The 23,090-nt window shown below is 68.9% G+C and carries 15 protein-coding genes and 1 pseudogene; 10 read left to right on the top strand and 6 right to left on the bottom strand.

All coding sequences use genetic code 11. The annotated features are described in order from the left end of the window. Positions 1 to 202: 202 nt before the first annotated feature. On the top strand, positions 203 to 928 hold the full coding sequence (gene raiA / locus AB0D57_RS38960; RefSeq protein WP_362084839.1) for a ribosome-associated translation inhibitor RaiA: 726 nt from the start codon (positions 203 to 205) through the stop codon (positions 926 to 928). Positions 929 to 1,136: 208 nt separating this feature from the next. Next, complete coding sequence (locus AB0D57_RS38955; protein ID WP_362084810.1) at positions 1,137 to 1,880, top strand: response regulator transcription factor; 744 nt, start codon at positions 1,137 to 1,139, stop codon at positions 1,878 to 1,880. 5 nt (positions 1,881 to 1,885) lie between these two features. Here AB0D57_RS38955 and AB0D57_RS38950 read toward each other — a convergent pair whose 3' ends face one another. Continuing rightward, the gene (locus AB0D57_RS38950) at positions 1,886 to 3,085 is read right to left on the bottom strand and encodes a crosslink repair DNA glycosylase YcaQ family protein (protein ID WP_362084807.1); all 1,200 of its coding nucleotides are present in this window, start codon (positions 3,083 to 3,085) and stop codon (positions 1,886 to 1,888) included. A 191-nt stretch (positions 3,086 to 3,276) separates the two neighbouring features. Then, positions 3,277 to 3,861 carry a GNAT family N-acetyltransferase gene (locus tag AB0D57_RS38945; RefSeq protein WP_362084804.1) on the bottom strand — a complete coding sequence of 195 codons (585 nt, stop codon included), beginning with the start codon at positions 3,859 to 3,861 and terminating at the stop codon, positions 3,277 to 3,279. A 245-nt stretch (positions 3,862 to 4,106) separates the two neighbouring features. Between AB0D57_RS38945 and secA the strand changes: the two genes are divergently transcribed. Further along, positions 4,107 to 6,923 (top strand): preprotein translocase subunit SecA, encoded by a 2,817-nt coding sequence (gene secA / locus AB0D57_RS38940; RefSeq protein ID WP_362084801.1) that lies wholly within the window; start codon positions 4,107 to 4,109, stop codon positions 6,921 to 6,923. A 136-nt stretch (positions 6,924 to 7,059) separates the two neighbouring features. On the opposite strand, the gene AB0D57_RS38935 is transcribed toward secA, so the two are convergent. Beyond that, the gene (locus AB0D57_RS38935) at positions 7,060 to 7,722 is read right to left on the bottom strand and encodes an Rv3235 family protein (RefSeq protein ID WP_362084798.1); all 663 of its coding nucleotides are present in this window, start codon (positions 7,720 to 7,722) and stop codon (positions 7,060 to 7,062) included. A gap of 321 nt (positions 7,723 to 8,043) precedes the next feature. On the opposite strand from AB0D57_RS38935, the gene AB0D57_RS38930 reads away from it, so the two are divergent. Then, positions 8,044 to 8,565 (top strand): hypothetical protein, encoded by a 522-nt coding sequence (locus AB0D57_RS38930; RefSeq protein WP_362084796.1) that lies wholly within the window; start codon positions 8,044 to 8,046, stop codon positions 8,563 to 8,565. A gap of 35 nt (positions 8,566 to 8,600) precedes the next feature. Then, complete coding sequence (locus tag AB0D57_RS38925) at positions 8,601 to 9,269, top strand: HAD family hydrolase (protein WP_362084793.1); 669 nt, start codon at positions 8,601 to 8,603, stop codon at positions 9,267 to 9,269. A 179-nt stretch (positions 9,270 to 9,448) separates the two neighbouring features. Here the strand turns inward: AB0D57_RS38925 and AB0D57_RS38920 are convergent, their stop codons facing one another. Beyond that, the gene (locus AB0D57_RS38920) at positions 9,449 to 10,015 is read right to left on the bottom strand and encodes a DJ-1/PfpI family protein (protein WP_362084790.1); all 567 of its coding nucleotides are present in this window, start codon (positions 10,013 to 10,015) and stop codon (positions 9,449 to 9,451) included. Positions 10,016 to 10,600: 585 nt separating this feature from the next. Here AB0D57_RS38920 and AB0D57_RS38915 point away from each other — a divergent pair. From AB0D57_RS38915 to AB0D57_RS38905, 3 genes are all read left to right on the top strand, one after another. After that, the gene (locus tag AB0D57_RS38915; RefSeq protein WP_362084787.1) at positions 10,601 to 15,541 is read left to right on the top strand and encodes an NAD-glutamate dehydrogenase; all 4,941 of its coding nucleotides are present in this window, start codon (positions 10,601 to 10,603) and stop codon (positions 15,539 to 15,541) included. Between the two features lie 222 nt (positions 15,542 to 15,763). Further along, a complete protein-coding gene (locus tag AB0D57_RS38910; RefSeq protein ID WP_362084784.1) occupies positions 15,764 to 18,673 on the top strand; it encodes a CDP-glycerol glycerophosphotransferase family protein in 2,910 nt (969 codons plus the stop codon). After that, positions 18,670 to 19,770, top strand: a complete 1,101-nt coding sequence (locus tag AB0D57_RS38905) for a glycosyltransferase family 4 protein (protein WP_362084781.1) — start codon at positions 18,670 to 18,672, stop codon at positions 19,768 to 19,770. Before AB0D57_RS38910 ends, AB0D57_RS38905 begins: the two co-directional genes overlap by 4 nt. A 17-nt stretch (positions 19,771 to 19,787) precedes the next feature. On the opposite strand, the gene AB0D57_RS38900 is transcribed toward AB0D57_RS38905, so the two are convergent. Both AB0D57_RS38900 and AB0D57_RS38895 read right to left on the bottom strand, forming a co-directional pair. After that, positions 19,788 to 20,609, bottom strand: a complete 822-nt coding sequence (locus AB0D57_RS38900) for an ABC transporter ATP-binding protein (RefSeq protein WP_362084778.1) — start codon at positions 20,607 to 20,609, stop codon at positions 19,788 to 19,790. After that, a complete protein-coding gene (locus AB0D57_RS38895) occupies positions 20,602 to 21,522 on the bottom strand; it encodes an ABC transporter permease (RefSeq protein WP_362084775.1) in 921 nt (306 codons plus the stop codon). Before AB0D57_RS38895 ends, AB0D57_RS38900 begins: the two co-directional genes overlap by 8 nt. Before the next feature lie 320 nt (positions 21,523 to 21,842). Between AB0D57_RS38895 and AB0D57_RS38890 the strand changes: the two are divergent. Then, positions 21,843 to 22,436: pseudogene (locus AB0D57_RS38890) on the top strand (TetR/AcrR family transcriptional regulator); the annotation flags it as partial. A gap of 356 nt (positions 22,437 to 22,792) precedes the next feature. Next, the coding region (locus AB0D57_RS38885; RefSeq protein WP_362084772.1) for a sensor domain-containing protein at positions 22,793 to 23,090 on the top strand (298 nt) is incomplete at its 3' end.

The raw sequence follows: 23,090 nt of genomic DNA, 5'->3' as shown, positions 1-23,090 counted from the left end.
TCCGTCCGAGCGAGATATGTTCGGTTGTGAGGCAATGGTGCAGGCCGTACCTTGCGTATCCGAATGCCGTGCTGCGGGTTTCTGAATCACCCGCGGCAATGGGGTGGAGATCTTGCCCATGGGGGAGGAGGAGGTGGAAGTCACCAAGTCCGAGGTTCCGGGACTCACCGGGACCTGGTGCAAAAAGGGAGATGCTCCGCCAGTGGAGCGGAGCTATCCGGGAACGGAGTTCTGCGTGGACATCGTCGTCAAGGGCCGCAAGACCGAGGTGCCCGAGCGGTTCCGCAAGCACGTGGCCGAGAAGCTGAAGCTGGAGAAGATCCAGAAGCTCGATGGCAAGGTGATCAGCCTCGACGTCGAGGTGTCCAAGGAGCCCAACCCTCGGCAGGCCGACCGTTGCGACCGAGTGGAGATCACGCTTCACTCCCGCGGTCCGGTGATCCGGGCGGAGGCGGCGGCAAACGACCCGTATGCAGCACTCGATCTGGCGGCGGACAAACTCGAAGCCCGGCTGCGCAAGCAGCACGACAAGCGCTACACGCGCCGTGGCAACGGCAGGCTCTCGGCCGCCGAGGTCGCCGACCACGTCCCGGGCGCGGCGACGCTGAACGGAAACGGGAGTGTCGTCCACGAGGGCGACAAGGACAGCGTGCCGACCAAGAAGATCGGCCCCCTCGAGGTCATGGGCGAAGGCCCCCTCGTCGTCCGCGAGAAGACCCACGTGGCCGCCCCGATGACGCTTGACCAGGCGCTCTACGAGATGGAGCTGGTCGGGCACGACTTCTATCTGTTCGTCGACTCCGAGACGAAGGATCCGAGTGTCGTCTACCGGCGGCACGCGTACGACTACGGCGTCATCCACCTCAGTACGGACCCCATGGTCGCCCAGGCCGAATCGGACGCGCCGGGCGGTGCGCTCGGCGGCTGACCCGCCCCCGGTGACGGCTGAGCCGGTGCCCCTGGAGCGTGCGTGCGCCCCCAGGGGCACCGGTGTGCGACCACTTCGCGACCCGCTCTGTCACCGCACTGTCGTCCGGGCATGAAATCATGGCCGGACCGGCCCCAACCGGTGGGCCGTTGCCTTGGGTTGGCGATGGCACAGGAACACGGGCCACGGCCTTGCAGGGGGAGGAACGATGGCGGACAGCTTCGGACCGATGCGTGACGAGGATGCCGACGGCGTCGTCGGCATGGGCCCGAGCGCGGGCTCTCCACGCAAGGAGCCCATCAGGGTCCTCGTCGTGGACGACCACGCTCTCTTCCGCCGCGGTCTGGAGATCGTGCTCGCGGCCGAGGAGGACATCCAGGTCGTCGGCGAGGCGGGGGACGGGGCGGAGGCGGTCGACAAGGCGGCCGACCTGCTCCCGGACATCGTGCTGATGGACGTACGCATGCCGAAACGGGGCGGCATCGAGGCGTGTACCTCCATCAAGGAGGTAGCGCCCAGCGCGAAGATCATCATGCTGACGATCAGCGACGAGGAGGCCGACCTCTACGACGCGATCAAGGCGGGCGCGACCGGTTACCTCCTCAAGGAGATTTCGACGGACGAGGTGGCCACGGCCATTCGCGCGGTGGCGGACGGCCAGTCGCAGATCAGCCCTTCGATGGCGTCGAAACTGCTCACCGAGTTCAAATCGATGATCCAGCGGACGGACGAGCGCCGACTGGTGCCCGCGCCGCGGCTCACGGATCGCGAGCTGGAGGTTCTCAAGCTCGTCGCAACAGGGATGAACAACCGGGATATCGCCAAGGAGTTGTTCATCTCCGAGAACACGGTGAAGAACCACGTGCGCAACATCCTGGAGAAGCTGCAACTGCACTCCAGGATGGAGGCGGTGGTGTACGCGATGCGGGAGAAGATCCTCGAGATCCGCTAGTCGGGTTATGCGAGGATGCGGGACAGCTCCCTGCTGAGCGGGTCGCGCAGCTCCGGGGCGTCCATGCGCTCCACGCGTACGTCCGTGCAGTCCACCCAGCTCGCGGCCTCCACCAAGGCCTGGGCCACCGCGGGGACGGCCTTGGCGCCGTCCAGGGTGACCTGCTTGGCGACCAGTGTGCGGCCCTCGCGGGCGGGATCCACGCGGCCGACGAGGTGGCCGCCGGCGAGGACCGGCATCGCGAAATAGCCGTACACGCGCTTCGGCTTGGGCGTGTACGCCTCCAGGCGGTGGGTGAAGCCGAAGATCCGCTCCGTCCGGGCCCGCTCCCAGATGAGCGAGTCGAACGGTGACAACAGCGTCGTACGGTGGCGGCCGCGCGGGGGAGTCTCCAGCGCCTCCGGGTCGGCCCAGGCCGGCTTGCCCCAGCCCTCCACCGTCACCGGGACCAGGCCCGAGTCCGCGATCACCGCGTCGACCTGCTCGCCCTTGAGGCGGTGGTAGTCGGCGATGTCCGCGCGCGTGCCGACGCCCAGGGACCGGCCCGCCAGATCGACCAGACGGCGCACGCACTCCGTGTCGTCCAGCTCGTCATGGAGCAGGGCGTCGGGGACGGCGCGCTCGGCGAGGTCGTACACCCGCTTCCAGCCGCGGCGCTGGGTGCACACCACCTCGCCGTACATCAGCGCGCGCTCGACGGCCACCTTTGTGCCCGACCAGTCCCACCACTCGCTGGTCCGCTTGGCGCCGCCCAACTCCGTGGCGGTGAGGGGGCCTTCGGTACGGAGCTGCTTGATGACCTGGTCGTATGTGCCGTCCGGCAGAGTGTGGTTCCAGTGCGGGCGGGATCTGTAGGCGCGGCGGCGGAAGGCGAAGTGGGGCCACTCCTCGATGGGGAGGATGCAGGCCGCGTGGGACCAGTACTCGAAGGCGTGCGGTCGTGCCGGAGAGGCGCCGATGGAATCCGGCGTCCAGTAGGCGGTGTCGACCGTTTTGCGGCCTACGGCGCCCAGGCGGGCGTACGGGATGAGTTCGTGGGAGCGGGCGAGTACGGAGATCGTGTCGAGTTGGACCGCGCCCAGGTGTCGCAGGACTCCGCGGACGCCGCCCCTGCGGTTCGGGGTGCCCAGGAAGCCTTGGGCCCGCAGGGCGATGCGGCGGGCCTCGTCGGCGGAGAGTTCTGTGGTGGGGCGGGGACTCGTCATGGCCGCACGATAGGGGGTGGCACTGACAATGTGGCTGGCCTGCGGGTTTGTGGGTGTGGGCGGCGGGGGTTTGATTCGCCCCCGCCGCCCCTACCCCAAGCTCTCGGCTTCGCTCGAGCAGGGGGACCCCCATCATCCCGTTCCCGGGGGCTCTGCCCCCAGACCCCCGTTCGGCCTGGGCGGCCTCGTCCTCAAACGCCGGACGGGCTGGAGGGTGGCGGCAAGTACGGGGCTGTCGAGGGGAGGCCCAGGTCTGAGGGGAGGAGGGAACCTACCCAGCAGTCTCGGCGTACGCCTTTGTTGTTGATGGCGGAGCGGAGGGTGCCCTCCAGGGTGAAGCCGACTCGTTCGGCCACTGCGCGGGAGCCCTTGTTGCCTACCTCGGCGCGCCATTCCAGGCGGTCGATGCCGAGTTTCGTGAAGGCCCAGCGGGAGGCGGTGAGGGTGGCTTCGGTGATGTAGCCGTTGCCGCGGTGCTCCTTGGCCACCCAGAAGCCGACCTCGCCGACGCCCAAGGAGTGCATGGTGATCGCGAGCATGCCCACCAGTTCCCCGGAGGGGACGAAGACGCCGAAGGTGAACACGGAGCCGTCCGCCCAGCCGTCGGGAACCATCTGGCCCGTGAAGCCTGACGCGTGCTCGCGGAGATAGGGCGAGGGGATCGTGGTCCAGCGCTGGATGTCGGGGTCCTGTACGGCGTCGTACACGGCGTCGGTGTCGTGCGAGCCCACGGTGCGCAGGAGCAGACGGTCGGTGGTCAGCGTGACGGGGTCCATCGGCTGATTCTGCTCGGGTCGACCGAAGGGCGCCATTATTTTGCGGTGGGTGACGAATCGGTTACTTTTCGCAGCGCTGGCGCGGCACCTTACGCAACCCCTGTCCGTTGTCCTCATGGCTGTCACGGGCAGACCTCCCGGCGCGGTGGGGTCCTCGCTTACGATGGCCGTTGCTCAAGCTGTGATTTGAAACTGTCAATTGAAACCGACCGTCCCAGGCCCGACCGGCAAGGAGACAAACCCCCGTGTCCGTCCTCTCGAAGATCATGCGTGCAGGCGAAGGCAAGATCCTGCGCAAGCTGCACCGCATCGCGGACCAGGTCAACTCCATCGAAGAGGACTTCGTCGACCTCTCCGACGCCGAGCTGCGGGCCCTCACCGATGAGTACAAGCAGCGGTACGCCGACGGCGAAAGCCTCGACGACCTGCTGCCCGAGGCCTTCGCGACGGTGCGCGAGGCCGCCAAGCGCGTCCTTGGCCAGCGTCACTACGACGTGCAGATGATGGGCGGCGCCGCGCTCCACCTCGGCTATGTCGCGGAGATGAAGACCGGTGAGGGCAAGACGCTCGTCGGCACCCTGCCCGCATATCTGAACGCCCTCTCCGGAGACGGCGTTCACCTCATCACGGTCAACGACTACCTGGCCGAGCGCGACTCCGAAATGATGGGCCGCGTCCACAAGTTCCTGGGCCTGAACGTCGGCTGCATCCTCGCCAACATGACGCCCGCCCAGCGCCGCGAGCAGTACGCGTGCGACATCACCTACGGCACGAACAACGAGTTCGGCTTCGACTACCTGCGCGACAACATGGCGTGGTCGCAGGACGAACTGGTGCAGCGCGGCCACAACTTCGCGATCGTCGACGAGGTCGACTCCATCCTCGTCGACGAGGCCCGTACGCCGCTGATCATCTCCGGCCCGGCCGACCAGGCCACCAAGTGGTACGGCGACTTCGCCAAGCTGGTCACCCGCCTGAAGCGGGGCGAGGCCGGCAACACCCTCAAGGGCATCGAGGAGACCGGGGACTACGAGGTCGACGAGAAGAAGCGCACCGTCGCCATCCATGAGCCCGGCGTCGCCAAGGTCGAGGACTGGCTGGGTATCGACAACCTGTACGAGTCGGTGAACACCCCGCTCGTGGGCTACCTGAACAACGCCATCAAGGCCAAGGAGCTCTTCAAGAAGGACAAGGACTACGTCGTCATCGACGGCGAAGTCATGATCGTCGACGAGCACACCGGCCGTATCCTCGCCGGCCGCCGCTACAACGAGGGCATGCACCAGGCGATCGAGGCGAAGGAAGGGGTGGACATCAAGGACGAGAACCAGACGCTCGCCACGATCACCCTGCAGAACTTCTTCCGCCTCTACGGCAAGCTCTCCGGTATGACCGGTACGGCGATGACCGAGGCCGCCGAGTTCCACCAGATCTACAAGCTCGGCGTCGTCCCGATCCCCACCAACAAGCCGATGGTCCGCAAGGACCAGTCGGACCTGATCTACCGCACCGAGGTCGCCAAGTTCGACGCGGTGGTCGACGACATCGCCGAGAAGCACGAGAAGGGCCAGCCGATCCTCGTCGGTACGACGTCGGTCGAGAAGTCCGAATATCTTTCGCAGCAGCTCTCGAAGCGCGGTATTCAGCACGAGGTGCTGAACGCCAAGCAGCATGACCGGGAGGCGACCATCGTTGCCCAGGCCGGGCGCAGGGGCGCCGTGACCGTCGCCACCAACATGGCCGGTCGTGGTACGGACATCAAGCTCGGCGGCAACCCCGAGGACCTCGCGGAGGCCGAGCTGCGTCAGCGCGGCCTCGACCCCGAGGAGCACATCGAGGAGTGGGCTGCCGCCCTGCCCGCCGCCCTGGAGAAGGCCGAACAGGCCGTCAAGGCGGAGAACGACGAGGTCAAGGACCTCGGCGGGCTCTATGTGCTGGGTACCGAGCGGCACGAGTCCCGTCGTATCGACAACCAGCTGCGCGGTCGCAGCGGGCGTCAGGGCGACCCGGGCGAGTCCCGCTTCTATCTGTCGCTGGGCGACGACCTGATGCGACTCTTCAAGGCTCAGATGGTCGAGCGCGTGATGTCGATGGCGAACGTTCCCGACGACGTGCCGATCGAGAACAAGATGGTCACGCGCGCGATCGCGTCCGCCCAGTCGCAGGTCGAGCAGCAGAACTTCGAGACGCGCAAGAACGTCCTGAAGTACGACGAGGTGCTCAACCGGCAGCGCGAGGTCATCTACGGCGAGCGCCGCCGTGTCCTGGAGGGCGAGGACCTGCAGGAGCAGATCCAGCACTTCATGGACGACACGATCGACGCGTACATCGCGGCCGAGACCGCCGAGGGCTTCGCCGAGGAATGGGACGTCGACCGGCTGTGGGGCGCCTTCAAGCAGCTCTACCCGGTGAAGGTCACCGTCGACGAGCTGGAGGAGGCGGCCGGCGACCGTGCCGGTCTGACCGCCGACTTCATCTCGGAGTCCATCAAGGACGACATCCACGAGCAGTACGCGAGCCGCGAGGAGCAGCTCGGCTCCGAGATCATGCGTGAGCTCGAGCGCCGGGTCGTGCTCTCCGTGCTGGACCGCAAGTGGCGCGAGCACCTCTACGAGATGGACTACCTCCAGGAGGGCATCGGCCTGCGTGCCATGGCGCAGAAGGACCCGCTGGTCGAGTACCAGCGCGAGGGCTTCGACATGTTCTCCGCCATGATGGACGGCATCAAGGAGGAGTCCGTCGGCTACCTGTTCAACCTGGAGGTCCAGGTCGAGCAGCAGGTCGAGGAGGTTCCGGTCGAGGACACCGCGCCGTCGCTGGAGAAGAAGGAGGACGCCGTCCCCGCGGGTGCGCGTCCCGAGATCCGGGCCAAGGGGCTCGACGCCCCGCAGCGTCCCGACCGGCTGCACTTCTCCGCGCCGACCGTGGACGGCGAGGGCGGCATCGTCGAGGGCGACTTCGCCAGCGACGACGAGGAGCCCGTGCGTTCCGAGGCGGACGGCCTCACGCGCGCGGAGCGCCGCAAGCAGCAGAAGAGCAACGGGCGTCGCCGCAAGAAGTGAAGTGATGGCCGCAAGAGGTGAAGTGATGCTGGGGTCCCGACCGGGGTCCGGTGACCGTTCCGTCCGAGAGGGCTGAGCGGTCCGCGGTTGAGCTGTGAGGGGCCGGGCACCTTGGGTGTCCGGCCCTTCGCGTTGCTCAGTCGTCGTCCGGGCGGGGCATGCGGGGACCGCCCAGTTCCACCGCGGTGCAGCGCCAGCGGAGGTCGGGGCCCTGTTCCAGACGGAAGGCCATCGCGCGGAGCTGGTCGCCGGCGCCGATGCGGGCGAAGGCCTCGATCGCACCGGGGCGTGGGACGTCGTAGCCGATGTCGCGGACGACCGGGCGGGTGCCGCGGGCGCGCAGGGGGCCGCGTTCGGCGAGCCAGGCCAGTTCGTCGTAGGCCCGGCCCGCGGTGTGGCGCAGCATGCAGTGCACGGGGCGGTGGCCGCTGAGCACCGCGAGGAGGCGGTCGGCGAAGAGGTCGGTGGGGCGGGGCTGGGGAGCGGGTCCCCGCGGGGGTGTGGCGGGCCTGGTGAGCGGCGGGGCGCCGGTCGGCGAGGGTGCCGGTGGTGGGGCGGTGGTTGGTGCCGTCGGTGGGCGGCCTGCGGTCGGTGCCGCCGCGAGGTGGCGGGTGCCTGGGGGCGCTGTGCGGAAGGCGTCTGCGGCCGAGGGCGACGGTGGTGGGCCCTCTCCCGGTGTTGGACGGGGGGTGCCCGTGCCTGGGGCGCGGGATGGGGTGCTGCCGGGGCGGCGGGTGTCGTGACGACCGGGCGGGCGGGCTCCCGGATGGCGCTTCGTCCTCGTCATCACCTTGTTCATGCGTGTCCCCGCTCGCTGCGGCCCGAGTTGTACCGGGCGGTAACTTTCGTGTTGGAGATCTTCTACGAGGCGGGAGTGGGCCTCGGCAAGGACGTCCGACGCGCGCCGGGGCGGCCGGGAGGTTCACCTATCAGGGTGACAGGCAGGGGCGGGATCCTTGCCGGGGCCGGGGTGTACCGGGTGAATCGCGGGCCTGGGGTGGACGCCGCACGGTGTATGACCCGGGACCCGAAAGGGGACACCCGCACGTATCCTGAAGGCCCTCCCGGGAGGCGCCGTAACGCCCTTCTCGGAGCCCTCCGACTACGAAAGCGGCCAGCCATGCGCGTCTACGTCCCCCTGACCCTCTCCGGTCTCGCCGAGGCGTACAAGACGGGGGAGCTGGGAGCGGGACCGTTCGTCGCGTACGCCGTCACGCCCGCGTTGCGCGAGTGGTATCTCTCCGACGACATCGAGGAGCTCGAGTACGCGGCGCTGAACCGGGCCGCGCAGGCCTCGCTGCGGCTGCTCGCGGGAGAGCCGGGAACCGTGCGGCGCCGGGTCGTCGTCGCGGTCGACGTTCCTGACCGGGCCGCAGTCGCCGATCCCGACCGAGGGCTGGATGCGGCGGCGCTCGGTGAGGTGCGGGTGTCCGGGGCCGGGGCCGTGCCCTTGGCCAAGGCGGCCGCGGTGCATGTCGACGCCGATGACGCCGAGGAGGATGTCGCCGCTGCCGTGGCGGCGTTGGGGGCCGCGGATCACGGGGACGGCGACGCGCAGTTCATCGTGGACGGGGCCGAGGATCACGAGCTGTTGTGGTTCGCGACGCAGGAGATTCCCAACCTGGTGGGGTTGGACGACTGAGAGCCGTTGTCAGCGCGGGCGGGTACGTTCTTGGTATGGGGAAGCACGGAGCAGCAGCGCACATTGTGTGGGACTGGAACGGGACTCTGTTCCACGACAACGCCGCGATCATCGGGGCGACGAACGCGGCGTTCGCCGAGTTGGGGCTGGAGCCGATCACGCTGGAGCGCTACCGGGCGTTGTACTGCGTGCCGGTGCCGAAGTTCTACGAGCGGCTGATGGGGCGGCTGCCGACGGACGCCGAGTGGCAGATCATGGACGAGACCTTCCATCGGTACTACGCGGAGCATCGCACCACGTGCGAGCTCACCGAAGGGGCGGCGGGGCTGCTCGCCGAGTGGCGGTCGGCGGGGCGGAGCCAGTCGCTGCTGAGCATGTACGTGCATGAGGAGCTGGTTCCGTTGGTGCGGGGGTTCGGGATCGAGCCGCACTTCGTGCGGGTGGACGGGCGGACCGGACCGTCCGGCGGCAGCAAGGCCGAGCACATGGTGCGGCACATAGGGTCACTCGCGGGTGTGGATCCGGAGCGCACGGTGGTGATCGGGGACGCCGCCGACGACGCGGTCGCCGCCCTGCATGTGGGTGCGCGGGCCGTGCTCTACACCGGCGGATCGCACGGCCGCGCCAGCCTCGAAGAGGTCGGCGTGCCCGTGGTGGACAGCCTGGCGGAGGCGGTCGAGGAGGCCGAGCGGCTGGCGGCCTGATCGGCCTGGCCGGTCCAGCGGGCCACCGGCCTGGCTTGCCCTGCGGCGTGGACCCGCTCGACGCGGTGGAGCCGTAGGGCAGGCGTCCCGCCGCTTTCGTGCCGGGCAGTGGCGAAGAAGGGACGTTGCGGCTGCCCTCTTCGGCGGGGCAGCCGCACACCGTCCGCCTGCAGCCGAGCTCAGCTCACCGGCGCCTTCGCGCGCAGCACCGTGAGGAACTCGCGCATCCAGCCGGAGTGGTCCGGCCAGGCGCGGGCGGAGACGAGCGTGCCGTCGACCACCGCCTCCGCGTCGTGGAAGGTGGCGCCGGCTGCCTGCATGTCGAGCTCCAGCGCCGGGTACGCCGTGACGCGGCGGCCGCTCAGGGCGTCGACGGCCGCGGTCAGGAGGGGGCCGTGGCAGATCTGGGCCACCGGCTTGTCCGTGTCGAAGAAGGACTTGAGGATCTTGCGGAGTTCGGGGTCGTTGCGGAGGTACTCGGGGGCGCGGCCGCCGGGGATGACCAGGGCGGCGTACTGGCCGGGGTCGACGTCGGCGAACGCGAGGTCGGCGGGCCAGGTGTAGCCGGGCTTCTCCGTGTACGTGTCGAAGCCGGGCTCGAAGTCATGGATGACGAAGCGGAGTTTCTTGCAGGTGGGGGCCGCGATGTGGACCTCGTACCCTTCCTCGCGCAGGCGCTGGTAGGGGTACAGGACCTCCAGTGACTCCGCGGCGTCGCCGGTGACGATCAGGATCTTCGCTGACATGTCGGTGTCGCTCCCTTCGAGCAGGGCTTCACGCAGGGCTTCAAGCAGTGCTTCCGCAGGTCTCCAGCCGCAGTACCCCGGACAAGCCGTACCGCACCTCCATGCAAGCCGCACCTCGCAGGGCAATGCAAGCCGCACTGCACGTTGTCGTCCCTTTCGTCCCTGTGCAGAGTGTCAAAGTTCGACCCCCGGTTTTGTACACATACGGCTCATGACGGGGCCCGGGTGGGGAGCGATAGCCTGGTGGCGTGATCAGCGCGATATCTCGCGGGGGCAACACTGCCCCTGCCCTGCGCCCGAACAGCACGGAAGACATCCGTGGCCGGGCGGCGGTCGCTGATCCTCGCGGGCGGGACGGGACGGCACACGCAGTCCGTACGCCGAGGAAACCCCGGGCTCTGAAGACGCGGAGATCAGCGTCACAGTCGCCGCGGGCGCCGAAAATGGCCGATAAACCCCCGCTCATCTCTCCATGCGGCATAGCGTCGAACCAGACCGGACACCCCGTGTCGTTGCGTCATGTCGGAGAAGCGACCGTACTTCCTTCTACGTCACGCAACGGCGCGCGACAGGAGCCAGAGGACAATGCAGACCAAGCTGGACGAAGCCAAGGCCGAGCTGCTCGAGAGGGCTGCCCGGGTAGCTGAGAACAGTCCGGTCGGGGGGCACCTACCGACTGGGACGACGGGCGAGGGCACCCCTGACCGGGACACCGTGCTCGCGTTCCTCCAGCTCTACTACCTGCACACCGCCCCGGAGGACCTGGCCGACCGTGACCCGGTGGACATCTTCGGAGCCGCCGTCTCGCACTACCGACTGGCCGAGAATCGCCCGCAGGGCACGGCCAATGTGCGGGTCCACACGCCGACCGTCGAGGAGAACGGCTGGACGTGCAGCCACTCCGTCGTCGAGGTCGTGACCGATGACATGCCCTTCCTCGTCGACTCGGTCACCAATGAACTGTCCCGGCAGGGGCGCGGGATCCATGTCGTCATCCACCCGCAGGTCGTCGTACGGCGTGAACTGACCGGCAAGCTCATCGAGGTGCTGCCGGGCCGGCCCACCGCGGAGGAGCTTCCGCACGACGCGCACATCGAGTCCTGGATCCACGTCGAGATCGACCGTGAGACCGACCGCGCCGATCTGAAGCAGATCACCGCCGATCTGCTGCGTGTCCTGTCCGACGTCCGCGAGGCCGTCGAGGACTGGGAGAAGATGCGCGACGCCGCGCTGCGCATCGCCGAGGAGCTGCCCAAGGAGCCGACCGCGGACGATCTGCGGGACCAGGAGGTCGAGGAGGCCCGGGAGCTGCTGCGCTGGCTGGCGGCCGACCACTTCACCTTCCTGGGGTACCGGGAGTACGAGCTGCGGGACGACGACTCGCTGGCCGCCGTGGCCGGGACCGGACTCGGCATCCTGCGCGCCGACCCGCACCACGCCGGCGAGGACAGCCACCCGGTCAGCCCGTCCTTCGAGCGGCTGCCCGCAGACGCCCGTGCCAAGGCCCGCGAGCACAAGCTCCTCGTCCTGACGAAGGCGAACAGCCGGGCCACCGTGCACCGCCCCTCCTACCTCGACTACATCGGTGTGAAGAAGTTCGACGCGGACGGCAATGTCGTCGGCGAGCGGCGTTTCCTGGGCCTGTTCTCCTCGGCCGCGTACACCGAGTCCGTGCGGCGTGTGCCCGTCGTCCGCCGCAAGGTCGAGGAGGTCCTGCGCGGCGCCGGGTTCTCGCCCAACAGCCACGACGGCCGTGACCTGCTCCAGATCATGGAGACGTACCCGCGCGACGAGCTCTTCCAGACGCCCCCCGACGAGCTGCGTTCCATCGTCACCAGCGTCCTGTACCTCCAGGAGCGGCGGCGGCTGCGGCTCTACCTGCGCCAGGACGAGTACGGGCGCTACTACTCGGCCCTCGTCTACCTCCCGCGAGACCGCTACACCACCGGCGTACGCCTCAGGATCATCGACATCCTGAAGGAGGAACTCGGCGGCACCAACGTCGACTTCACGGCCTGGAACACCGAGTCGATCCTCTCCCGGCTGCACTTCGTGGTCCGGGTCCCGCAGGGCACCGAGCTGCCGCAGCTCAGCGATGTGGACAAGGAGAGGATCGAGGCGCGGCTCGTCGAGGCCGCCCGCTCCTGGGCCGACGCCTTCGCCGAGGCGCTGAACGCCGAGTGCGGCGAGGAGCGCGCGGCCGAGCTGCTGCGCCGGTACGGCAACGCCTTCCCCGAGGGTTACAAGGCCGACCACACCCCGCGCGCCGCCGTCGCCGACCTGGTCCACCTCGAAGCGCTCACGCAGGACCCGAGCAAGGACTTCGCGCTCAGCCTCTACGAGCCGGTGAACGCCGGTGCCGGCGAGCGCCGCTTCAAGATCTACCGCACCGGCGAGCAGGTCTCGCTCTCCGCGGTCCTCCCGGCCCTCAACCGCCTCGGCGTCGAGGTCACCGACGAGCGCCCGTACGAGCTGCGCTGCTCGGACCGGACGACCGCCTGGATCTACGACTTCGGGCTGCGCCTGCCCAAGTCCCTGATCCACAACGGCGACTCCCTCGGCGACGACGGCCGCGAGCGTTTCCAGCAGGCCTTCGCCGCCACCTGGACCGGGCAGGCCGAGAACGACGGCTTCAACGCCCTGGTCCTGACCGCCGGGCTGCACTGGCGCCAGGCGATGGTGCTGCGTGCGTACGCCAAGTACCTGCGCCAGGCCGGCTCCACGTTCAGCCAGGACTACATGGAGGACACCCTCCGCAACAACGTCCACACCACCCGGCTGCTGATCTCGCTGTTCGAGGCGCGGATGTCGCCGGAGCGCCAGCGTGCCGGTGTCGAGCTCACCGACGCCCTGACGGAGGAGCTGGACCTGGCGCTCGACCAGGTGGCCAGCCTGGACGAGGACCGGATCCTGCGCTCCTTCCTCACCGTCATCAAGGCGACCCTGCGCACCAATTTCTTCCAGGAGACGGTGCGCGGTACGCCGCACGAGTACGTCTCCATGAAGTTCGACCCGCAGGCCATCCCGGACCTGCCGGCGCCGCGACCGGCGTACGAGATCTGGGTGTACTCGCCGAAGGTGGAAGGCGTGCACCTGCGGTTCGGGAAGGTCGCGCGCGGCGGTCTGCGCTGGTCCGACCGGCGTGAGGACTTCCGGACGGAGATCCTGGGGCTGGTCAAGGCGCAGATGGTGAAGAACACCGTCATCGTGCCGGTCGGCGCCAAGGGCGGCTTCGTCGCCAAGCAGCTGCCCGACCCGTCCGTGGACCGCGACGCCTGGCTGGCGGAGGGCATCCGCAGCTACAAGACGTTCATCTCGGCGCTGCTCGACATCACCGACAACATGGTCGCCGGTGAAATCGTGCCGCCCGTGGAGGTCGTGCGGCACGACGAGGACGACACCTATCTCGTCGTCGCCGCCGACAAGGGCACCGCGACGTTCTCGGACATCGCCAACGAGGTCGCGCAGAGCTACAACTTCTGGCTCGGCGACGCGTTCGCCTCCGGCGGCTCCGCCGGTTACGACCACAAGAAGATGGGCATCACCGCCCGCGGCGCCTGGGAGTCCGTGAAGCGGCACTTCCGGGAGCTGGGCGTGAACACCCAGGCCGAGGACTTCACCGTGGTCGGCGTCGGCGACATGTCCGGTGACGTGTTCGGCAACGGCATGCTGCTCAGCGAGCACATCCGCCTCGTCGCCGCCTTCGACCACCGGCACATCTTCATCGACCCGCACCCGGACGCGGAGACGTCGTACGCCGAGCGCCGCCGCCTCTTCGAACTTCCGCGCTCCAGCTGGGCCGACTACAACACCGAGCTGATCTCGTCCGGCGGCGGCGTCTTCCCGCGTACCGCCAAGGCGATCCCGGTCAACGCGCACATCCGTGAGGCCCTCGGCATCGAGCCCGGCACCGCCAAGATGACCCCGGCCGACCTGATGAAGGCGATCCTCAAGGCGCCGGTCGACCTGCTGTGGAACGGCGGCATCGGTACGTACGTGAAGTCGTCCCACGAGACGCACGCGGACGTCGGCGACAAGGCCAACGACGCCATCCGCGTCGACGGCGCCGACCTGCGCGTCAAGGTCGTCGGCGAGGGCGGCAACCTGGGCCTGACCCAGCTCGGCCGGATCGAGTTCGCCCAGCACGGCGGCAGGATCAACACGGATGCCATCGACAACAGCGCGGGCGTGGACACCTCCGACCACGAGGTGAACATCAAGATCCTGCTCAACGCGGTGGTGGCCAACGGCGACCTGACCGTCAAGCAGCGCAACAAGCTGCTCGCCGAGATGACCGACGAGGTCGGCGCCCTGGTCCTGCGCAACAACTACGCGCAGAACGTGGCGATCGCCAACGCGCTCGCCCAGTCCCCGAGCATGCTCCACGCCCAGCAGCGCTTCCTGCGCACCCTGGTCAGGGAGGGCCACCTCGACCGGGCCCTGGAGTTCCTGCCCACCGAGCGGCAGATCCGCGAGCGGCTCAACTCCGGACAGGGGCTGACCGGTCCGGAGACGGCCGTCCTCCTCGCGTACACGAAGATCACGGTCGCCGACGCGCTGCTCGCCACCTCGCTGCCCGACGACCCGCATCTGCAGAACCTGCTGTTCGCCTACTTCCCGACGGCGCTGCGCGAGAACTTCCGCGAGCAGATCGAGGGGCACGCGCTGCGCCGTGAGATCGTGACGACCGTCCTGGTCAACGACACGGTCAACACGGGCGGTACGAGCTTCCTGCACCGCCTGCGGGAAGAGACCGGCGCCTCGCTGGAGGAGATCGTCCGGGCACAGACCGCGGCCCGCGCGATCTTCGAGTCGAGCAAGGTGTGGGACGCGGTCGAGGGGCTCGACAATGTCGTCGACGCGGGTGTCCAGACCCGTATCCGGCTGCACTCGCGCCGCCTCGTCGAGCGCGGCACGCGCTGGCTGCTCAACAACCGGCCGCAGCCGCTCCAGCTCGCCGAGAACATCTCCTTCTTCCGGGAGGGGGTCGCGCAGGTGTGGGGCGTGCTGCCCAAGCTGCTGCGTGGCGCGGACCTGGAGTGGTACCAGCGGATCTACGAGGAGCTGGTGGGGGCCGGCGTCCCGGAGGAGCTCGCCACGCGGGTGGCCGGGTTCTCCTCCGCCTTCCCGACGCTGGACATCGTCGCGGTGGCCGACCGCACGGGCAAGAACCCGATGGCCGTCGCCGAGGTCTACTACGACCTCGCCGACCGCCTGGGCATCACCCAGCTCATGGACCGCATCATCGAGCTGCCGCGCGCCGACCGCTGGCAGTCCATGGCCCGTGCCTCGATCCGCGAGGACCTGTACGCGGCCCACGCGGCGCTCACCGCCGACGTCCTCTCCGTCGGCAACGGCACCTCGACTCCCGAGCAGCGCTTCAAGGCCTGGGAGGAGAAGAACGCGGCGATCCTCGGCCGCGCCCGCACCACCCTGGAGGAGATCCAGGGCTCGGACTCGTTCGACCTGGCGAATCTGTCGGTGGCGATGCGCACGATGCGGACGCTGTTGCGGACGCATTCGTAGGGCGTCATGCGTAGGGCGTCATGCGTAGGGCGTCATGCGTAGGGCGTCATGCGTAGGGCGTCATGCGTAGGTCGTACGGTTCGTACGTCTCGTACGTCGATGGGGGCGCCCCGGCCATCAAGGCCGGGGCGCCCCCGTTCGCGTACGCCCTTCAGGTGATTTCACCCGCCAAGGGCGGCCGATAGCACAGTATGACTGTCCGCTTTGTCTACGATTAGTGAGATGAGCGTAGATCCCGCCCGGTCCGGCGTCTCCGTATCCGTCGTCGTCATCGTCTACAACGACGCCGCCCGGCTGCCCACGGCCGTGCGCTCCGTCCTCGACCAGACGCTGCGGAGCGTCGAGGTGGTCATCGTCGACGACCGGAGCACGGACGGTTCGTACGAGGTGGCGCGGCGGCTGGCCGCAGAGCATCCGGGCCGGGTGCGCCCCTTCCGGTTGCCCGAGAACAGCGGCGGCTGCGGTGCCCCCCGCAACCACGGCATCCAGCAGGCCCGCGGCGACTACGTCCTCTTCCTCGACAGCGACGACGTGCTGGAGCGCAACGCCTGCCGCAACATGCTGGAGGCGGCCGAGACCACCGGCGCCGACCTCGTTTCCGGCCTGTGCGTCCGGGTGCATGTCGACTCGCGCACGCGAAAGGAGGTCCAGTGGTACCCCTGGCTGTACGAGCGCACCCGCACCCTGGAGTCGATCTCCGAGCTGCCCGACCTGCTGGTCTTCGACACCCTGTCGACGAACAAGTGCTACCGCAGGCGGTTCCTGCTGGATGAGGGGCTGGAGTTCCCCGTCGGGATCCACTACGAGGACCTGCTCTTCTCCGCGCGGGCGTATGTGGCCGCTCGCCGCATCACCCTCATCCCCAACCGCGTCTACGACTGGAGAGTCGTCGAGAAGTCGGCGGCGAAGTCGATCAGCAACCGGCGCGACGAGATCGCCAACTTCGCGCACCGCATGGAGATCCACCGCAGGATCGACCACCTCCTCGCCGACAACAACCTGTTGGAGCTGAAGTTCGCCAAGGACGTCAAGTGGCTCAAGCACGACCTGGTGCTGCACCTGCGTGAGCTGCCGTTCCGGGACGCGTCCTACCGGCAGGAGTTCGCGGCGATCGCCCGCGAGTACCTGGAGTCGATCGACCGCGCCGCCTTCGACGAGGCCGAGCCCATCCACGCGATCTGCGGCTATCTCCTCCAGCGGGGCGACTGGGCGAACCTGCTGCCGGCCGTGGACACGCTCATCAACCGCGACAAGATCTCCGCGCCGCTCGTCGAGCGCGACGGACGGGTGTACTGGTGTGCGGAGCACATCGACGACGACCCTTTCGGCCGGCATGTCCTGGACGTCACCGAACTCGGCTACCACGCCAGGCCGGTCGAGCGGATGTTCCTGCGCAACGCCCTGACCGCCTACGAGGAGACCGGTGGCACGGTCAGGCTGGCCGGGCGCGTCATCAACCCGCTCGGCCTGATCCCGCCCGGCGCCCGGCTCTCCGGGGAACTGGAGTTCTACGCTCGCAGGCTCGGCGTGCGCTTCCAGACCTTCCGCTTCCCCGTGGCCACCGTGCGGCACGAGGGCGGGACGATCGCCTGGGAGGCCGCGGCCGACCTTGCGAAGAGGCTGCGGCCCCTGGGCATCGTGGACGCCGTGTGGGACGTACGACTCCACCTCGACGTCGGCGTCGACGGTGACGGCGTACCCACCAGGACCGCACGGACCACGACCCGGCTCACTGCCACCGAACCCGGACTGGCCGCCGGGCAGTTGGCCATCCGCCCCCGGCTGACCCGGCTGGTCGCCGACCATATGGAGCCGGTTGTCTCCTCCCGCGGTCACCTCTCCTTCCGGCTCGTCCCGGGCAAGAAGGCCGATGAGCTGGTCCAGCGCGGTGTGCACGGCCCGCCCGGGCGGCTCGCCAGGTCCGGCTACGGCAAGGCCAAGGACCTGCGCAAGAAACTCTCCTCCGGCGACACCAAACTCCGCCTGTACCACGAGGTGTTCAGCCGCCTGCCCATCAAGAAGGGCCTCGTCGTCTTCGAGAGCCACCTGGGCCGCCAGTACAGCGACAGCCCCAAGGCGATCTACGAGGAGATGCGCCGTCAGGGCCTGGAGTTCGAGGCGGTGTGGTCGTACGCGGACACCCCCCGGGGCTTCCCCGCCGACGCCACCCTGGTGCGCCGCTGGTCGCTCCCCTACCTCAAGGCCCTCGCGCGGGCCGAGTTCTGGATCGACAACCAGGGCTACCCGCTGAAGGCCACCAAGCGGCCCGAGACCACGTACATCCAGACCTGGCACGGCTCGGCGCTCAAGCGGATGGGTTTCGACGAGCCCGAGTGGAAGCTCAAGTCCCGGGCCGCGCAGGCGGAGCGGCAGCGCACCCTGGACCGCTTCGACCGGTTTTTGATCCGCTCCGAGCACGATGTGCGCACCCTCGCACGGGCGTTCCGGCTCCAGGAGCGGGCGCTGCTGCGGGTGGGCTATCCGCGCAACGACGCGCTCCTGCGGGCCAAGGAGCGCGAGGACGCGTCCGGTTGGCGTGAACGCGGGCCGCTGGCGACCAAGTTGGGCATCCCGGGCGACAAGGAGGTGCTGCTCTACGCCCCGACCTTCCGCCAAAGCGGCGGAAAACGACGACGGTTCGAGCTGCCCTTCGACGTGGAGCGCTTCGCCGACACCTTCGGTGACCGCTATGTCCTCCTGGTCCGCTCGCACTACCTCAACCACATCGTGCTCCCGCCGTCGGTACGCGGCCGCGTCATCGACGTCACCGCACACCACGACATGACGCCGCTGCTGACCCTCGCCGACGGTCTGATCACCGACTACTCGTCCGCGATGTTCGACTACGCCCTCCTCGACCGGCCGATGCTCTTCTTCGCGTACGACTACGAGGAATACGTGCACGAGGGCCGCGGGACCTACTTCGACCTGCTGGAGCGGGCACCCGGGCCGGTCGTCCGCAGCGAGGACGAGCTGTACGCGGTGCTCGACTCGCCGGACTCGCTGGAGGAGCAGCGGGTGAAGTACGCGGCTTCGCGCGAGCGGTTCGTCGCGGACTTCGGCGAGTACGACAAGGGGAGCGCCGCCCGCGACATCGTCGACCAGTTCTTCGCCCGGTGGAGGCGCGCGTGAGTGCCCAGAACGGGCGGGACCTCTTCTTCGTCTCCAACAGCGTCAACGAACTGGGCGGAGTGACCAGTTGGTCGCACCAGATGGCCCGCCTCTTCACCGAGCGGGGGCACCGGGTGCACATCATCGGCATCACCCCGCCCGAGGAGGCGCAGGAGCTCGGCGAGGTTCCGTACCCGATGACGACGCTGTACGACGGTCAGCCACCGCGTACCGGCCCGGCCCGTGAGGAGAGCATGCGCGAACAGGCCGGCAGGCTGACCGCGCTGTTCCGGGAGGCACGCCCCGGCGCCGTCGTGATCGTCACCCAGGTGTGGGCCATGGAGTGGGTGAAGATGGCCGACACCCGTGGCCGCACCGTGATCGGCATGAGCCACGAGTCCTTCAAGTACGCGCGGACGACCTCGCGCTTCCAGCGGGTGCTGCGGCACTACAAGGGTGTCGACCGCATGCTGGCGCTCACCCGCGAGGACGCCGACCTGTGGATCCGGCAGGGCATGAACAACGCCTCCTTCATGCCGAACCCGCTCCCGTTCACGCCCGAGGTGCCCTCGCCCCGCACCGGCAACGTCGTCGTCAGTGTCGGCCGGCTGCACCACCAGAAGGGCATCGACATGCTCCTCGACAGCTGGGCCGAGGTCGCGCCGCGCCACCCCGACTGGACCCTGCGCCTCTACGGCTCCGGCGAGGAGGAGGAGATCCTGCGCAAGCAGTGCACGGCCCTCGGTCTCGACGACTCGGTGGAGTGGAGGGGCCCCACCGGCGATGTGCCGGGCGCCCTGCGCGCCGCCTCGGTCTTCGTCCTGTCCTCACGCGGGGAGGGCTTCCCGCTGGCCCTGATGGAGGCCATGGCCGGCGCCCTGCCGTGCGCCGCGTTCGACTGCGCGCCCGGCGTCCACGAGATCGTCCGGGACGGCGAGGACGGACTCCTCGCCGCCCCCGGCAACACCCCCGAACTCGCCCGCAGGCTGGACACGTTGATGTCCGACAAGGAGCTGCGGGACAGGATGGGGGAGGCGGCACGCGTCAACATCCAGCGCTACACGACGGACGAGATCGTGCGGAGATGGGAGGACCTGTTCGCGTTCCTGGAGCGCTGAGGCCCCCACCCGAGCCCCTATTTACCGGTGAACTTCTCGTACTCCTTCAGCACTTCCTCCGTGGGCCCGTCCATGCGGAGCTCACCGCGCTCCAGCCACAACACCCGATCGCACGTATCCCGGATCGACTTGTTGTTGTGGCTCACCAGGAACACCGAGCCCGCGTGCTTGCGCAGCTCACGGATGCGGGCCTCGGACCGCTTCTGGAAGGAGCGGTCGCCGGTCGCCAGGGCCTCGTCGATCAGCAGCACGTCATGGTCCTTGGCGGCGGCGATGGAGAACCGGAGTCGCGCCGCCATACCGGAGGAGTACGTGCGCATCGGGAGGGTGATGAAGTCGCCCTTCTCGTTGATGCCGGAGAAGTCGACGATCTCCTGGTAGCGCTCCTTCACCTGCTCGCGCGACATGCCCATGGCGAGCCCGCCGAGGTAGACGTTGCGCTCACCGGTGAGGTCGTTCATCAGGGCCGCGTTGACGCCCAGCAGTGAGGGCTGGCCGTCGGTGTAGATCTTGCCGCTCTCCACCGGGAGGAGGCCCGCGACCGCCTTGAGCAGGGTGGACTTGCCCGAGCCGTTCGTGCCGATCAGGCCGATGGCCTCGCCCCGGTACGCCGTGAAGGAGACGCTTTTGACGGCGTGCACCTTGCGCACCCCCGCGGCCTTCTCGGCCTGCTTGCGGCGCACGATGCGGTTGAGGGCGGCGGTGGCGCTGCCGCGGCCCGCGCCGGTGCCGTTGACCCGGTAGACGATGTCGACGCGGTCGGCGATGACGGTGGGGACGCTGTCGGCGTCGGGGGCGCTCACGGGGGCGTCCTTGGTGATCGTGATGGGGTCAGCCACGGCCGTACGTCTCCTCAGCCTTCCAGAAGTAGATGAAACCGCCGACGCCGACGAGCAGTGCCCAGCCCGTGGCCAGCGCCCACACGTGGGACGGCAGCTGGTGTGCGTGGAAGCTGTCGATGAGCGCGAACCGCATCAGGTCTATGTAGACGGCCGCGGGGTTGGCCTTCAGCAGGACCAGTACGAAGCCGGGCAGGTCCTTGCCGGCGGTCAGCTTGTCGATGCTCCACATGACGCCCGAGGTGTACATCCAGGTGCGCAGCAGGAAGGGCATGAGCTGCGCGATGTCCGGCGTCTTCGCCCCCATCCGGGCCAGGATCATCGCCATGCCCGCGTTGAACATGAACTGCAGGACCAGGGCGGGGACGGCCAGCACCCAGGACAGGCTCACCGGTACGCCGAAGACGAGCAGGATCACGACCAGCGCGGCCATCGAGAACAGCAGCTGCTGGAGCTGCTGGAGCGCGAGGGAGACCGGCAGCGCGGCCCGCGGGAAGTGCAGGGCACGCACCAGGCCGAGGTTTCCGGAGATGGCCCGGGTGCCGGACAGGATCGAGCTCTGCGTGAACGTCCAGATGAAGACGCCGGTGACCAGGAAGGGGATGTAGTCGGGCACGCCGTGCTTGGTGCCGAGCAGGATGCCGAAGATGAAGTAGTAGACCGCCGCGTTCATCAGCGGGGTCATCACCTGCCAGGCCTGGCCGAGTTTCGCCTGGCTGTACTGGGAGGTGAGCCTGGCGGTGGCGAAGGCGGTGATGAAGTGGCGCCGTGCCCACAGCTGGCGAACGTATTCGGGCAGGGACGGGCGGGCGCCGCTGACGGTGAGGCCGTACCGGGCGGCCAGCGCCTCGGGGTCGTCGGTGGGGGGGCCTGGTGTTGCTGTAGGGGGCGGTGTGTGGAGGACCTGGCTCACATCCGCTGCTTTCGCTCGGGGGGTGGGGGTGCGCGAGGTCCGTCCTTGACGTTTCCTGTGCCGTCTTTGCCATCTTCTTGCGTCGGGACGGGTCCGTATCGTCGCAACGCGAGACTAGGCCGTTCTTACGTCGGAACGCAACCGTTTCGTCGTAACGGCCTATGCTGGTTCGCATGACGACGAATGCCGACACGACGACCGCACGTGCTGCCGCACGTGCCGCGGGGGGTGCGGCGGGAGGCGCTGGTGGCAGCTCTCGTGGAGGCTCTGCCGGGGGTGCGGCCAGAGGTGCTGCCCGGGGTACTGCCGGGAAGGCCGCTCCGCGGCGGAGGGCTCCGGCCGGGGCGGCCGTACTGCGGGAGGATGTGACCGAAGCCATTCGGGCCGCCGTCTTCGAGGAACTCGCGGCCGTCGGCTACGCCCGGATGTCCATCGAGGGCATCGCGCGCCGCGCGGGCGTCGGCAAGACGGCGGTGTACCGGCGCTGGCGGTCCAAACTCCACCTGGTCCTCGACCTGGTCTCCGCCGTCGCGGTCCAGGGGCTGCCCGCACCCGACACGGGCTCCCTGGAGGGCGACCTGCGGCTGCTGTACGAGGTCACGTCCCGTGCCCTGCGCCATCCCGTCGCCGGGCAGATCATCCCGGATCTCCAGGCGGAGGCCGCCCGCAATCCCGACATCGCGGAGGCCATGCAGAAGGCGCTGCGGGAGGGCCAGCAGGGGGTGGCGAGCGGGATCGTGGCGGCGGCTGCCGCGCGGGGCGAGGTGCGTGAGGGGATCGACCAGGAACTCGCGCTCGACCTCATGTCCGGGCCGCTGTACTGGCGTGCGGTCGTGGTTCGCGGACCCAAGCTGCCGAAGGGATATCTGGCGAGCCTGGCCCGGGCTACGGCGGCGGCGCTCAGGGCGTTGTGACGCCGGTCCTGTTCGCTTTGTTCTCCGAGGTCAGCGGGGTGTCGTCCGCCGAGATCGACGATGCCGTCGAAACATCGTCGCGACGAGGGAGCGCCCTCCCGGACCTGTGGTGCAGTGGGCCGCACCGCACCGCACCGCACCGCACCGTGCTCGCTCGTTCGTCCGCACGGGCGGCTGTTCGCCTTAGAGCGACCGGCAATGGGAGGGCGGCGTCGCGGGGTCTGGCACGCACATCTGCCGCGTTGTCGTCGGTCGCGATGGCTCCGCCCTCACTCCCTCCTCCGCCTTGCAGCTGCACGCACCAGACCCCGCTCCTTCTCCCACCCTCCCATTGCCGGTCGGTCTAACCTGTGCGCATGCGAGAGACGGTGTGGCAGGCGGCGCGGGCCACGGTCCAGCTGGCGCTCGCCGCTGCACTGGCCTTCGCGACGATCATCTACATCACCGTGCTGCTGTTCACGGCCGTCGCCACCCTCGCGGTGGTCGGTGCCGGGCTGCTCCCCGAGACGGTGCTGCAGATACGCCGGATCGCCGGGTCCAAGCGCACTCGCGTCGCGCTGTGGACGGGGCGGGAGATCCCCGAGGTGTATCAGCCCATCGAGGGCCCGCTGCGGGAGCGGCTGCGCACGGTCGTCCGTGACCCCGGCACGTTGA

Origin of the sequence: Streptomyces sp. NPDC048275, assembly GCF_040652275.1 — a bacterium.
In the GTDB taxonomy this organism is placed as follows: Bacteria; Actinomycetota; Actinomycetes; order Streptomycetales; family Streptomycetaceae; genus Streptomyces.
Note: the sequence above shows the minus strand (reverse complement) of the source record. Positions and strands in the feature narration are given on the sequence as shown.